We start from the raw sequence: 13,435 nt of genomic DNA on the forward strand, positions 1-13,435 counted from the left end.
CGGCTTGGTGTGCTCGGTGTGGCGGCGTGGGCGGCGCACGGGGACCGGCAGGGCGCCGGCGGTGCACGGGGTACCGGCAGGGCGTGGGCGGCGCACGGGGGACCGGCAGGGCTCGGGCGGTCGGCGCGGTGGGGTCGGCGCGGTGGGGGTGGCGGTCCTTGATCGGCTTGTGGGGCACGGCACTTGGCGGGTGGCCTACGCTGGTCGGATGACCACCGAGGAAGCTGATCGGACTCCCGAGCACTCGGAGGGAGCCGCCGAAGCGGCTCCCCGTCCCGAGGAGCGTCTGGAGCGCGCCGTCATGGCCGCGGAGAAGGCGCTGATCGACTACGAGATCGCCGTGGAGACCTTCCGCGTCGAGATCGAGAACTTCTCCCGCCTGCACGAGCAGCGGCTCGGCCCGCTGTACGCGCGGCTGGAGGAGCTGGACGCCCTGATCGCCGAGGCCCGCGCGGTCCGCACCGGTGACCCGGAGGACCTGCGCCTGGCCCAGGAGGCGCGGGCCCGCCTGGCGCCCATCCCCGGCGTGGAGGACCTGCTGCACGGCTGGATGGACGGCCAGGGCCTGTTCCCCGAGTCGGTGGCCATGCTCACCGACCGGAGCGTGCAGCCTCCGCCGCGGGTCCGGCCGGGGGAGGAGGCGCGCCGCCTCTACCGCGAGCTGGTCCGCAAGGCGCACCCGGACCTGGCCCAGGACGAGGGCGAGCGCGCGCGGCGTGACGAGTTCATCTCCCGGGTGAACGCCGCCTACGCCCGTGGTGACGAGGGGGCGCTGCTCGCCCTGCAGGAGGAGTGGGCGGCAGGGCCGGTACAGGAGCGCCGTGCCACTCCCGCGGACGAGCTGTACGCCCGCCTCGAGTGGCTCGCGGCCCGCAAGGAACTGCTGTCCGAGCTGGCGGGGAAGCTGGAGGAGAGCGCCATCGCCTCCATGCTGCGGCTGGCGCCGGACGATCCGGACGCGCTGCTGGACGACATCGCCCAGCGGCTCAACGGCGAGATCGCCGAGCGCGAGGCCGAGCTGGTGGCGCTGCGGCAGGCGTAGCCCGGTCCGCCGGGGGAGGTCGGGTAGCGTCGGGCGTATGAACTTTGGAGCTGGTGTGCCCACGGTGCAGGTCACGGACCTGAAGGACGGCGACTTCCTGCTGGACGTCCGCGAGGACGACGAGTGGCGTGCCGGTCACGCCGCCGGGGCGCTGCACATCCCCATGAGCGAGTTCGTGGCCCGCTACGGCGAGCTCACCGAGGCCGCGCCGCAGGACGGCCGGGTGAACGTGATCTGTCGCTCCGGCGCGCGCTCCGCCCAGGTCACCATGTACCTGACGCAGCAGGGCATCGACGCCGCGAACGTGGGCGGCGGCATGGGCGCGTGGGCCGCCTCGGGCCGGCCGGTCGTCGACGACGAGGGCAAGCCGGGCCAGGTGATCTGACCCGGCCCGACCGGGCGGCTCGACCCGGTGGGGATCGGCTCGGGCGGGTGGCCGGATGTGTCCGTCCGGACCACGCCGCCCCGTGGCCCGGCCGCCGCGTGGCCCGGCCTCCCACCGCCCGAGCGGGAGGCGGCCGCCCCTATCGGTCGAAGTCGAGCTCCACCCGCTCCGTCACCGGGTGCGACTGGCAGGCCAGGACGTATCCCGCCTCCGTCTCCTCCGGCTCCAGGGCGTAGTTGCGGTCCATCCGCACCTCGCCGGAGACCAGGAAGGCCCGGCAGGTGCCGCAGACGCCGCCCTTGCAGGCGTACGGGGCGTCCGGGCGGTTGCGCAGCACCGCCTCCAGCAGCGACTCCCGCTCGTCCACGGCCCAGGTGCCGCTGCGGCCGTCCAGCCGGGCGGTGACCGAGGCCCGGGCGGGCCCTGCCACAGCGCCGCCCGCCGTTGCCGGCCTCGCCGCCGCGTCCGTCGCCCCTCCCCCGGCGTCGTCCGTCCCGGCGTCGTCCACGTGGAAGATCTCCTCGTGGACCCGCGCCCTCGGCACGCCGAGTTCGTGCAGCGCGCTCTCCGCCTCCCGCACCAGGCCGAAGGGGCCGCAGAGGTACCAGCCCGCCACGTCGTCGACCGGCAGCAGCGCCGGCAGGAGTGACGTCAGCCGTTCCCGGTCGAGACGGCCCGAGGGGAGGCCCGCCTCCTGCTCCTCGCGGGAGAGCGCCGTGACCAGCTGGAAGCGGTCCGGGTAGCGGTCCTTGAGGTCGGCGACCTCCTCGAGGAACATCGTCGACGCCGCCGTCCGGTCGCCGCGCACCAGGCAGAACCGGGCATCGGGCTCCCGCTCCAGCAGGGTGGCGGCGATGGAGAGCACGGGGGTGATCCCGCTGCCGCCCACCACGGCCGCGTACCGGCCGGGCGCCGGCTCCAGCGTGAAGCGGCCGGTGGGGGTGCCGACCTCCAGGGTGTCCCCGAGGTTGATCTCCTTGAACGCGTGGGTGGAGAAGACGCCGTCGGCGACCAGGCGGATGCCGATACGCACCTCGCGGGGGCCGTCGGAGCCGGCGGCCGGGGCGGGGGAGCAGATCGAGTAGGTGCGGCGTATCTCGCGGCCGTCGGCGAGGTGGCGCACCGGGATGTGCTGGCCGGGCGTGAAGCGGTAGAGCTCGCGGAGTTCCGCGGGTACCGCCAGGGTGAGCGCGACGGAGTCGTCGGTGAGCCGGTCGGCCCCGGTCACCCGAAGGGCGTGGAAGCGGGACGGACGCGCCATCACAACTCCTTGAAGTGGTCGAACGGTTCCCGGCAGGCCAGGCAGCGGCGGAGCGCCTTGCAGGCCGTGGACGAGAAGCGGCTGAGCAGTTCGGTGTCCGCCGAGCCGCAGAGCGGGCAGCGCACCGGGTCGTCCCCGGACTGCTCGCCGCCGGCCGCCCGCGTGGGGCCGAGGGAGACGGGCACCGGCCCGGCACCGCGGCCGCCGGTGGAACGGGGCGGCGCGATGCCGGCGGCGTGCAGCTTGCGGCGTCCCTCGGCGGTGATGTCGTCCGTGGACCAGGCCGGGCCGAGCACCGTCCGCACCGAGACCTCGGGCACGCCGCGCTCGCGCAGTACGCGCTCTATGTCCGCGGCCATGGTCTGCACGGCGGGGCAGCCCGTGTAGGTGGGCGTCAGGTCGACCTCCACCGCACGGGGGCGGCCGTCCTCGGCGGCCAGCGTCCGCAGGGCGCGGACGACGCCCAGCTCGGCCAGGGTGAGCATGGGCAGCTCCGGGTCCGGGACCGATCCGGCGAGCTCCAGCAGTTCCTCCTCGGCGGCGGTGAGCGGTGACGGGTCGGTCACCATGTCGCCCCCGGATGGCTGCGGTGCAGGTGCTGCATCTCGGCGAGCATCCGGCCGAACGGCTCGGTGTGCACGCCCTGCCGGCCCAGGCCCGCCGACCAGACCGGGGACCGGGGGCCCTCGGGAAGGGTCAGGGTGGCCTGGTGGAGCACGGCGCCGACGGAGGTGAGCCACTCGGACTCCAGGCGGTCCAGGTCCACCTCCAGGCCCTCCACGGGCTGGAACAGCTCGCCGGTGTACCGCCAGAGGCCGTCGCAGGCGTCGGCCATCCGCCGGTGGCTCTCCTCGGTGCCGTCGCCCAGGCGCAGCGCCCACTGCTCGGCGTGGTCGCGGTGGTAGGCCGACTCCTTGACCGCCTTGGCCGCCAGCTCCGCGAAGGGGCCGGTGCCCTCGGCCAGCTGACCGTGGAGCAGGTGCTGGTAGGTGGAGAAGTAGAGCTGGCGGGCGATGGTGCGGGCGAAGTCGCCGTTGGGCTGCTCGGCGAGCTGGGTGTTCCGGAATGCCCGCTCGTCACGGAGGAAGGCGAGCTCGTCCTCGTCGCCCACCATCGACAGCAGCAGCCGGGCCTGGCCCAGCAGGTCGAGGGCGATGTTGGCGAGGGCGACCTCCTCCTCCAGGACGGGGGCGTGCCCAGCCCACTCGCCGAGGCGGTGGGAGAGCACCAGGGCGTCGTCGGCGAGGGCCAGCGCCGCCGTCAGGGGGACCGTGGGAGCGGTGGTCACAGGTGCCGCACCCCTTCCGGGATCTCGTAGAAGGTGGGGTGCCGGTAGGGCTTGTCGGCGGAGGGCTGGAAGAAGGGGTCCTTCTCGTCGGGCGAGGAGGCCGTGATCGCCGAGGAGGGCACGACCCAGAGGGAGACGCCCTCGTTGCGCCGGGTGTAGAGGTCCCGGGCGTTGCGCAGGGCGAGCTCGGCGTCCGGGGCGTGCAGGCTGCCGGCGTGGGTGTGCGACAGCCCTCGGCGGGAGCGGACGAAGACCTCCCACAGCGGCCACTCGCTGGTGCTCATCGGTCGGTCTCCTTTTCCGTGCCCGGGCTCGAGGCCCGCGGGGTGTCCTTCGGGACGTGCTGCGGGGTGTGCCGGGCGACGTGCTTGCGGGCGTGGGCGGCGGCGGCCTCGCGGACCCAGGCGCCTTCCTCGTGGGCCCGGCGGCGCTGACCGATGCGCTGGTCGTTGCACGGGCCGTTGCCCTTGAGGACCTGCTGGAACTCGGACCAGTCGATGGCCCCGAAGTCGTGCTGCCCGCGCTCCTCGTTCCACCGCAGGTCGGGGTCGGGGAGCGTCAGGCCCAGGGACTCGGCCTGCGGGACGCAGATGTCCACGAAGCGCTGGCGCAGCTCGTCGTTGGAGAACCGCTTGATCCGCCAGTCCATGGACTGCGCCGAGTGCGCCGACTCCGCGTCGGGCGGGCCGAACATCATCAGCGACGGCCACCACCAGCGGTTCACCGCGTCCTGGGCCATCTCGTGCTGCTCGGGGGTGCCCCGGCTCAGGGCCAGCAGCAGCTCGTAGCCCTGGCGCTGGTGGAAGGACTCCTCCTTGCAGATGCGGATCATCGCCCGCGCGTAGGGGCCGTACGAGCAGCGGCACAGCGGGACCTGGTTGGTGATCGCCGCGCCGTCCACCAGCCAACCGATGGCGCCGACGTCGGCCCAGGTCAGCGTCGGGTAGTTGAAGATCGAGGAGTACTTCTGGCGGCCGCTGTGAAGCTTGTCCAGCAGCTCCTCCCGGCTGACGCCGAGGGTCTCGGCCGCGCTGTAGAGGTACAGGCCGTGGCCCGCCTCGTCCTGCACCTTCGCCATCAGGATCGCCTTGCGGCGCAGCGAGGGCGCGCGGGTGATCCAGTTGGCCTCCGGCTGCATGCCGATGATCTCGGAGTGCGCGTGCTGGGCGATCTGGCGGACCAGCGTCGCCCGGTAGGCGTCGGGCATCCAGTCGCGCGGCTCGATGCGCTCCTCCGCGGCGACCGCCGCCTCGAACGCGGCCTCCAGTTCTTCGGGCGGTGCGGGACCGTCGGCCACCCGAACGGCTGCTGTCGCCATGGATCCCCCTCGGATACGTTCCGGGACGTCTGCGGATACCGCCCGACCGGCCTCCCGACCGATCGTTCGGTTAGTTCGATTCAATGGTGGGTCGGTACGCCGTAAGGTGTCAACCGCTGTGGAAAACCCCGGCATCCTGTTGTCCACAGGGGTGTCCCGGGGTCGCTGGGACTCAGTACGGTGCGTGCGAACCACCGGAACGGGGGAGACGGGGCGCGGATGGAAGCACACGAGGGCGGTTCTCCTCCCGAGGAGACGCATCCCCCGGCCGGAGTGGCGTCGCTGCGCCTGCCCTACCGGATCGCCGCCGCGGTGGCGCTGGCGGCGGTGGCGGGCCTCGCCTGCGTGCACCTGGGCATGGTCTTCCTCCACGTGGCGCCGTCGAACACGCTCAGCAAGCGGCACGCGGAGACGGTGGACGACTGGGTCTACCCCGAGTTCGAACAGAACTGGAAGCTCTTCGCCCCCAACCCGCTCCAGCAGAACATCGCCGTGCAGGTCCGCGCGGAGGTGCGGCCCGAGGGCGGGGAGCCCCGGCAGGTCGGCTGGACCGACCTCTCCGCTGAGGACGGGCGCGCCATCGACGGCAACCCGGCACCCAGCCACACCCAGCAGAACGAGCTGCGCCGCGCGTGGGACTTCTACGTCTCCTCGCACGACGACGAGAACCGCGCGGTCGGCTCGCGGGGCCGCCTCGCCGAGGAGTACCTGCGGCGCATCGTGGTGATGCGCCTGACCCGGACCCACGGGGCGGAGGTCGAGCGGATACAGATACGGTCCCGGACCCTGCAGGTGCCGCCGCCGTCCTGGAGCGGTGAGACCGCCGAGACGGAGCCGCGGTACCGGGTGCTGCCCTGGTGGAACGTGATCGCGGACGACACCCCGGGAGGCACCCAGTGAACCGTCCGGCCCTCGCCTTCGGAAAGCTGGTCTCCCGGGTCACCGACAGCGCGCTCGGCCCGTACCAGAGCGCGGTCATACGCATAGGCTTCGCCGCCACCTGGCTGCTCTTCCTGCTGCGCGAGTTCCCGCACCGGCACGAGCTGTACGGGCCGGACAGCCCGTGGAGCTGGGAGCTCGGGGAACGGCTGGTCGCGGACAACGGCGCGTTCACCGTGCTGCTGTGGACCCGCTCGGAGCTCTGGTTCGAGGCCGTCTACCTCTTCGCGATCCTGGCGAGCCTGCTGCTGGCGCTGGGCTGGCGGACCCGGACGATGTCGGTCCTCTTCATGGTGGGCGTGCTCTCGCTGCAGAACCGCAGCGTCTTCATGGGCGACGGCGGGGACAACGTCCTCCACCTGATGGCCGTCTACCTGGTCTTCACCCGGTGCGGGCAGGTCTGGTCCCTGGACGCGCGCCGGGCGCGACGCGACCGGCGCGGTGCGCCGGGGGCGGCCCCGGACGCGGCGGCGGGCGCGGTGGTGGACCCGGGCGAGGAGGCGGACGCAGGTCCGGAGCGTGCGGACCGGGTGGAGGGTGCCGGCCGGCCGCGTGCCGACCGGGTCGGGCCCCTGCTGTGGACGCTGTCCGGGCTGGTGCTGGTGCCGGCGACGCTGCTGGACGCCTTCGACGGTGATCCGTTCGTCCCCCGGGTGCTGTGGCTGATGTGGATCGCGCTCGCCGTGCGGTGGGTCGTCGAGCGGCGGGCTCCGCGGTCCCAGGCGCGGATCCTCACCGACGTGGTGGGCAACGTCGTCCACAACACGGCCCTGCTGGTGATCATGGCGGAGGCATGCCTGATCTACGCCACGGCCGGCTGGTACAAGATCCAGGGTTCGCGTTGGCAGGACGGCACCGCCCTGCACTATCCGCTCCACCTCGACTACTTCTCGCCCTGGCCGGCGCTGGCCGAACTGCTCGCGTCCAACGGCACGATGGTGATGCTGATCACCTACGGCACGGTGGCGGTGCAGGTCGCGTTCCCGTTCACCCTGTTCAACCGCCGGGTCAAGAACGTCCTGCTCGCGCTGATGATCACGGAGCACGTGGCGATCGCGGTGGTCCTGGGGCTGCCGTTCTTCTCGCTGGCGATGATCGTGGCCGACTCCGTGTTCCTGCCCACGACGTTTCTGCGGCGTATCGGCCGGGCGGCGGGGCGCATGACCGACCGCCTCCGGCCGAAGGGCGAGGGCAAGGGGAAGGCGGGGGCCCAGGGAGCCTGGTCCGGTTCCGAGCCGGCCACCGCCGCGCCGGGCGCGACCGTCACGGTGCCCGCGCAGGGCCGTGGCCCGGAGGGGACCGGCGAGGACCCCGGGGCGCCAGGGGCGGGCGACGCCGCCGAGCCGCCGAGGGACACCGCCGCACGGAACTGACGGGAACGCCCCGGCACGGCGGTGCAAGCTGCCCGCCGCCGGCTTTCCACGCGAGCCATACATCGCCGGCTGTCCTACGCCGGCCGCCCGCTGCCAGCCGTCCACCGTCAGCCGCCCGCCACTTGTCGCCTCTGCCTGTCGCCCCGTCCGCCGTGGGACGGAGGCTGGGCCCGGGGTGGTGCGCCTAGGCTTTCGGGTCGTGACCGCCCTCCCCGACATCCCGCGCGCCTGGCACCGTGCCGCCGAGGACCTGGTGCTCCTCGACGGCTTCCACGCGCTCAAGCACGCCCTCCGCTTCGGGGCCGCCGTGCCGATGGCCGTCGCGACCGACCGGGCCGCGGCGCTGGCTCTCGCCGACGACCTCGCCCCGGACGTCAGGGACGCACTCGAGGCGCTGCTGACCGAGGTGGACGAGACGGTCTACCGGAACCTGGTGCCCCGGCCCCACCCCACGGGCGTGGCGGCGCTGGCCGAGCGACCGGACCGTGCGGCGGGACTGCGCACCCTGGGCACGCTCCCCCGCACCGCGCCCGTCGTGGTGCTGGACCAGCCCCGGAACCTCGGCAACGCGGGTGCCGTGGTCCGGCTGGCCGCCGGTTTCGGCGCGACCGGTGTCGTCACCACCGGGCCCCTCGACCCGTGGCACCCCACCGTGGTGCGCGGCGGCGCGGGGCTGCACTTCGCCACCGTCGTGGAACGGCTGGACGTCGAGGAACTGCCGGCCGGACCGCTGTTCGCGCTGGACGCCGAGGGGGAGGACCTCCGGGACGTCCGGCTGCCGGACGACGCGGTCCTGGCCTTCGGATCCGAGCGCAGCGGTCTCACGCCGGAGCTGCGGGCCCGGGCCGACCGGCTGCTGTCGCTGCCGATGCGGCCCCAGGTGTCCAGCTACAACCTGGCCACCAGTGTGGCGATGACCCTGTACCACTGGAGTGCGCAGTCCCCCGCGGGACCGCCCCGGACGTGACGGGGCCGCCCGCGGGGCACCGGCGGGAGCCCCCGCGGGCGGCGGCGGGAGGCTACGCCTCGCGGCGGACCTCCACCGTGCGGAAGCGGTTGGCCACGAACGCGGCGTCGCACAGGGCCGCGTTGGCCGCCGGGTTGCCGCCCGAGCCGTGGAAGTCGGAGAACGCGGCCGTCTGGTTGACGAAGACGCCGCCGGTGAGGTTCAGGGAGAGCTGGGCGCACTCCTCCAGGCAGACCTCCTCGACGGCGCGCTCCACCTCGGCGGAGGTGGTGTAGGCGGCGACCGTCATCGCGCCCTTCTCGCGGACCGTGCGGCGCAGCAGCTCCACGGCGGCGTCCACGGAGTCCACGGCCACGGCGAAGGAGACGGGGCCGAAGCACTCCTCCAGGTAGGCGGGGTCCTCGTCGGACTTGGCGGCGTCCAGGCGGACCATCACCGGCGTGCGCACGACCGCGTCGGGGAACTCCGGGTGGGGCACCTCGCGCGAGGGGAGCACGACCTCGCCCAGGTCGGCGGCGGCCTCCAGCCGAGCCTGCACGTCCGGATTGACGATCGCGCCGAGCAGCCCGGCCGCGCGGGCGTCGTCGCCCAGTAGCTTGGAGACGGCGGCGGCCAGGTCGGCCGTCACCTCCTCGAAGGAGCGGTGGCCCTGGTCGGTCCCGATGCCGTCCCGCGGGATCAGCAGGTTCTGCGGGGTGGTGCACATCTGGCCGCTGTAGAGGGACAGGGAGAAGGCGAGGTTGGAGAGCATCCCCCGGTAGTCGGCGGCCGATTCGATCAGCACCGTGTTGACGCCGGCCTTCTCCGTGTAGACCTGTGCCTGGCGGGCCGTGGTCTCCAGCCAGTCGCCGAAGGCGGTGGAACCGGTGTAGTCGATGAGGCGGATCTCCGGGCGGACCGCCAGCGTCTTGGCCAGTCCCTCGCCGGGCCGCTCGGCCGCCAGCGCGACCAGGTTCGGCTCGAAGCCGGCCTCGGCGAGCACCTCGCGCGCGATGCGCACCGTCAGCGCCAGCGGGAGCACGGCCCGCGGGTGCGGCTTGACGAGCACCGGGTTGCCGGTGGCCAGCGAGGCGAAGAAGCCGGGGAAGCCGTTCCAGGTGGGGAAGGTGTTGCAGCCGATCATCAGCGCGACACCGCGCGGCACGGCCGTGAACTCCTTGATCAGGTGGAGCGGGTCGCGCTTGCCCTGCGGCTTGCTCCAGTCCGCCGAGCCCGGCACCCGGGTCTGCTCCTGGTAGGCGTAGGCGACCGCCTCGAGGCCGCGGTCCTGCGCGTGCGGGCCGCCGGCCTGCAGGGCCATTACGAAGGCCTGGCCGCTGGTGTGCATCACCGCGTGCGCGAACTCGTGGGTGCGGGCGTTGATCCGCCGGATGATCTCCAGGCAGACCAGGGCGCGCACCCGCGGACCGGCCTCGCGCCAGCCGCGCATCCCCGCCCGCATGGCCGGCAGCAGCACGTCCACGTCCGGGTGCGGGTAGGTCACGCCCAGCTCGAGGCCGTAGGGGGAGGTCTCGCCGCCCACCCAGTCGTCGGTGCCGGGCTGGTCGAGCTCGAAGCGGTGGCCCAGCAGCGCCTGGAAGGCGGCCTGGCCCTCCTCGGCGGACAGGGTGCCGTTCTCGCCGTACGCCTTGGGGTGTTCGGGATGGGGGGACCAGTAGGCGCGGGTCCGGATCGCCTTCAGGGCCTGGTCGAGCGTGGTCTGGTGGCGGGCCGTCAGCTCGGCGGCGGTCAGGCCGTCGTCGGTGGACGGGGACGCGGCGGGGACGTGCGCGGTCGGTGCGGTGGCCATGGGTGGACCCACCTCCTCCTCGGACCGGCTCCTCTTCGAACCGGCGCGCTGGGCAGGAACAGAAGGACAGGGCTAGAGTAACCGAACGATCGGTCGGGACAAGGGGGTCCGCCGCGGCTGTGGAAAACCCCGTGCGGGAGGATCGCGCCCATGACAGCACTCGACCTGAACAGCCCCGTGGCAGTAGTCGGTACCGGCACCATGGGCCAGGGCATCGCCCAGGTCGCACTGGTCGCCGGACACCCCGTACGGCTCTTCGACGCCGCCCCCGGCCGGGCCGCCGAGGCAGCGGCGGCGATCGTGTCCCGCCTGGACCGGCTCGTCGAGAAGGGCCGTCTCCCCGCAGCCGACCGGGACGCCGCCCGGGATCGGCTGACACCGGCCGGCACCCTGTCCGACCTGGCCGGATGCGGTCTGGTGGTCGAGGCGATCCTGGAGCGCCTCGATGTCAAGCAGCAGCTCTTCCGGGACCTCGAGGAGGTGGTCGGCGAGGAGTGCCTGTTGGCCACCAACACCTCGTCCCTGTCTGTCACGGCCATCGGCGGCGCGCTGCGCCGGCCCGGCCGCTTCGTCGGGCTGCACTTCTTCAACCCGGCCCCGCTGATGCCGCTGGTCGAGGTGGTGTCGGGCTTCGCGACCGACGCCGAGGCCGCCGGACGGGCCCTGGAGACCGCCCGGGCCTGGGGAAAGAGCCCGGTCTCCTGCGCCGACCAGCCCGGATTCGTCGTCAACCGGATCGCCCGGCCCTTCTATGCCGAGGCCTTCGAGCTGTACGAGACGGGCGCCGCCGACCCGGCGACCATCGACGCGGTGCTGCGCGAGAGCGGCGGCTTCCGGATGGGCGCCTTCGAGCTCACCGACCTGATCGGCCAGGACGTCAACGAGGCCGTCACCCGTTCGGTGTGGGAGTCCTTCTTCCAGGACGTCCGCTTCCGCCCCTCGCTCGCCCAGCGCCGCCTGGTCGAGTCCGGCCGCCTGGGACGCAAGTCCGGGCGCGGCTGGTACCCCTACGCCGACGGGGCCGAGCGGCCCGAGCCGCGCACGGCCGGTCCCGAGGAGGCGCCCGGCCACGTCACCCTCCTGGGTGAGCTCGGCCCGGCAGTCGGGCTCGTCGACCTGATCCGCGAGGCCGGCATCGAGGTCCGCACCGAGGACGACAGCTTCGCCGAGGAGGAGAAGGGCCGCCTGGTGCTCCCCGGCGGCGGCACCCTGGTCCTCGCCGACGGTGAGACGGTCGGCGAGTACGGCCCCGACCTGGTCTCCTTCGACCTCGCCCTGGACTACCGGGCGGCCACCCGGATCGCCCTGGCCGCGGCCCCGGTCACCGCGCCGGACACCCTCGCCGAGGCGGTCGGGCTCTTCCAGGCGCTGGGCAAGAAGGTCAGCGTGATCGGCGACGTGCCCGGCATGATCGTCGCCCGCACGGTCGCCCGGATCATCGACCTCGCCTTCGACGCGGTGGCCCGTGGCGTGGCCGCGGAGGAGGACGTCGACACCGCCATGCGGCTGGGCGTCAACTACCCGCTCGGCCCCTTCGAGTGGAGCCGCCGGCTCGGCCACGACTGGGCCTACGGGGTCCTGGACGCGGTGCACGAGCGGGAACCGTCCGGTCGCTGCGCCCCGTCCCTCGCGTCGCTGCGGCACGCGTTCGCCGCGGCGAAGTGACGGAGGCCCTGCCATGACCACGCCCAAGCGCGACACCTACACGCCGGACTCGCTGCTCCAGGTGGCCGTCCAGGTGTTCAACGACCGCGGGTACGACGGCACGTCCATGGAGCACCTGGCCAAGGCGGCCGGGATCTCCAAGTCGTCGATCTACCACCACGTCTCCGGCAAGGAGGAGCTGCTCCGGCGGGCGGTGAGCCGGGCGCTGGAGGGGCTCTTCGGCATCCTCGACGAGCCTCGGGCCCAGGAGGGGAGGGCCGCCGACCGCCTGGAGTACGTGGTCCGGCGGATGGTCGAGGTGCTGATCGCCGAGCTTCCCTACGTGACGCTGCTGCTGCGGGTGCGCGGCAACACCGGGACCGAGCGGTGGGCGCTGGAGCGGCGGCGCGAGTTCGACCACCGGGTGGCGGAGCTGCTGAAGAACGCCGCCGCGGAGGGCGACGTCCGGGGCGACATCGAGGTGCGGCTGGCCACCCGGCTGGTCTTCGGCATGATCAACTCGATCGTCGAGTGGTACCGCCCCGACGGGCGCACCGGCGCCCGCCGGGAGATCGCCGACGCGGTGGTGCAGCTCGTCCTCACCGGCCTGCGCGGCTGACGGGCGGCTGACGGGGAGCTCAGGCCGGGCGGGCGGGGTCTCTCAGGCCTCCGGCGGCGTGCCCGCGGCGTTCGCCGGGGCCGGCGCGCCCGTTGTCCGCTCCGTGTCCGCGGAGCCTGCTGTGCTCTCGAGGTCCTCGACCTCGAAGACCAGCAGGGTCCGCGTGGAGAGCACCTCGGGCATGGAGTGCAGCCGGGTGAGGACCAGTTCCCGCAGCGTCCGGTTGTCGGGGGCGTGCACCAGCATCAGCACGTCGAAGTCGCCGCCCACCAGGGCCAGGTGCGACGCCCCCGGCAGGGAACGCAGCCGCTCCCGCACGGTGCGCCAGGAGTTCTGCACGATCTTCAGCGTGATGTAGGCGGAGGTGCCCTGACCGGCCCGTTCGTGATCGATCCGGGCGCCGAAGCCGCGGATCACCCCGTCCTCGATCAGCCGGTTGATCCGGGCGTAGGCATTGGCGCGGGAGACGTGCACCCGCTCGGCGACCGACCGTATGGAGGCACGCCCGTCCTTCTGGAGCATCCGAAGAATGTCCTGATCGATGGCGTCCAGGGCCCTTCTGGGCGGCAGGGGGCGCGGCGGTCCGGCGGGTGCCGGCAGGACCGCCTCCTGTGGGCCGTCGGCCATTTGTTCAGGTCGCATGGTTCGCCGACTCCCTCCCCTGGACACCGTGCCTCCATCTCAGGCTGTGGAGAACCGTTTGTCCACAGGCTGAAGCCGCCTGTAGCCAAAATGCGCCGACGACCGAACAATCGGTAGGTGAGGTGCGTCACACCCGGCGGGCCTCGTCAGCCACTCCCACGAGGAGGT

At 73.3% G+C, this 13,435-nt stretch carries 14 protein-coding genes; 7 read left to right on the forward strand and 7 right to left on the reverse strand.

The features are described 5' to 3' along the window. Positions 1–208 precede the first annotated feature (208 nt). Together ACWD3O_RS01080 and ACWD3O_RS01085 are read left to right on the forward strand one after the other, a co-directional pair. Positions 209–1,042, forward strand: a complete 834-nt coding sequence (locus tag ACWD3O_RS01080; protein ID WP_451414447.1) for a hypothetical protein — start codon at positions 209–211, stop codon at positions 1,040–1,042. 55 nt (positions 1,043–1,097) lie between these two features. Next, positions 1,098–1,427 carry a rhodanese-like domain-containing protein gene (locus ACWD3O_RS01085; protein ID WP_451411576.1) on the forward strand — a complete coding sequence of 110 codons (330 nt, stop codon included), beginning with the start codon at positions 1,098–1,100 and terminating at the stop codon, positions 1,425–1,427. Between the two features lie 139 nt (positions 1,428–1,566). Here the strand turns inward: ACWD3O_RS01085 and ACWD3O_RS01090 are convergent, their stop codons facing one another. The 5 genes from ACWD3O_RS01090 to paaA are packed head-to-tail and all read right to left on the reverse strand — an operon-like array spanning position 1,567 to position 5,294. Continuing rightward, positions 1,567–2,688, reverse strand: coding sequence for a 2Fe-2S iron-sulfur cluster-binding protein (locus tag ACWD3O_RS01090; RefSeq protein WP_451414448.1), 1,122 nt, complete (start codon positions 2,686–2,688; stop codon positions 1,567–1,569). After that, positions 2,688–3,257 (reverse strand): 1,2-phenylacetyl-CoA epoxidase subunit PaaD, encoded by a 570-nt coding sequence (paaD, locus tag ACWD3O_RS01095; protein ID WP_451414449.1) that lies wholly within the window; start codon positions 3,255–3,257, stop codon positions 2,688–2,690. The genes ACWD3O_RS01090 and paaD overlap by 1 nt, the downstream gene beginning before the upstream one ends. Beyond that, complete coding sequence (gene paaC, locus ACWD3O_RS01100) at positions 3,251–3,976, reverse strand: 1,2-phenylacetyl-CoA epoxidase subunit PaaC (RefSeq protein WP_451411551.1); 726 nt, start codon at positions 3,974–3,976, stop codon at positions 3,251–3,253. The genes paaD and paaC overlap by 7 nt, the downstream gene beginning before the upstream one ends. Further along, complete coding sequence (gene paaB / locus ACWD3O_RS01105; protein WP_451414450.1) at positions 3,973–4,260, reverse strand: 1,2-phenylacetyl-CoA epoxidase subunit PaaB; 288 nt, start codon at positions 4,258–4,260, stop codon at positions 3,973–3,975. The genes paaC and paaB overlap by 4 nt, the downstream gene beginning before the upstream one ends. Beyond that, positions 4,257–5,294, reverse strand: a complete 1,038-nt coding sequence (gene paaA / locus ACWD3O_RS01110; RefSeq protein ID WP_451414451.1) for a 1,2-phenylacetyl-CoA epoxidase subunit PaaA — start codon at positions 5,292–5,294, stop codon at positions 4,257–4,259. Before paaA ends, paaB begins: the two co-directional genes overlap by 4 nt. Before the next feature lie 180 nt (positions 5,295–5,474). Here paaA and ACWD3O_RS01115 point away from each other — a divergent pair, with 180 nt between their 5' ends. From ACWD3O_RS01115 to ACWD3O_RS01125, 3 genes are all read left to right on the forward strand, one after another. Beyond that, on the forward strand, positions 5,475–6,194 hold the full coding sequence (locus tag ACWD3O_RS01115; protein ID WP_451411554.1) for a DUF5819 family protein: 720 nt from the start codon (positions 5,475–5,477) through the stop codon (positions 6,192–6,194). Continuing rightward, complete coding sequence (locus ACWD3O_RS01120; protein ID WP_451414452.1) at positions 6,191–7,606, forward strand: HTTM domain-containing protein; 1,416 nt, start codon at positions 6,191–6,193, stop codon at positions 7,604–7,606. The genes ACWD3O_RS01115 and ACWD3O_RS01120 overlap by 4 nt, the downstream gene beginning before the upstream one ends. A gap of 199 nt (positions 7,607–7,805) precedes the next feature. Further along, the gene (locus ACWD3O_RS01125) at positions 7,806–8,573 is read left to right on the forward strand and encodes a TrmH family RNA methyltransferase (RefSeq protein ID WP_451411556.1); all 768 of its coding nucleotides are present in this window, start codon (positions 7,806–7,808) and stop codon (positions 8,571–8,573) included. A 52-nt stretch (positions 8,574–8,625) separates the two neighbouring features. Here ACWD3O_RS01125 and paaN read toward each other — a convergent pair whose 3' ends face one another. Beyond that, positions 8,626–10,362, reverse strand: a complete 1,737-nt coding sequence (gene paaN, locus ACWD3O_RS01130) for a phenylacetic acid degradation protein PaaN (protein WP_451414453.1) — start codon at positions 10,360–10,362, stop codon at positions 8,626–8,628. A 150-nt stretch (positions 10,363–10,512) separates the two neighbouring features. Between paaN and ACWD3O_RS01135 the strand changes: the two genes are divergently transcribed. Together ACWD3O_RS01135 and ACWD3O_RS01140 are read left to right on the forward strand one after the other, a co-directional pair. Then, positions 10,513–12,027, forward strand: coding sequence for a 3-hydroxyacyl-CoA dehydrogenase (locus ACWD3O_RS01135; RefSeq protein WP_451411558.1), 1,515 nt, complete (start codon positions 10,513–10,515; stop codon positions 12,025–12,027). A gap of 13 nt (positions 12,028–12,040) precedes the next feature. Next, positions 12,041–12,625 carry a TetR/AcrR family transcriptional regulator gene (locus ACWD3O_RS01140; RefSeq protein ID WP_451411559.1) on the forward strand — a complete coding sequence of 195 codons (585 nt, stop codon included), beginning with the start codon at positions 12,041–12,043 and terminating at the stop codon, positions 12,623–12,625. Positions 12,626–12,667: 42 nt separating this feature from the next. On the opposite strand, the gene ACWD3O_RS01145 is transcribed toward ACWD3O_RS01140, so the two are convergent. Beyond that, positions 12,668–13,267 (reverse strand): Lrp/AsnC family transcriptional regulator, encoded by a 600-nt coding sequence (locus ACWD3O_RS01145; RefSeq protein ID WP_451414454.1) that lies wholly within the window; start codon positions 13,265–13,267, stop codon positions 12,668–12,670. Positions 13,268–13,435: the final 168 nt, after the last annotated feature.

It is taken from the genome of Streptomyces sp. NPDC002640 (assembly GCF_053592575.1).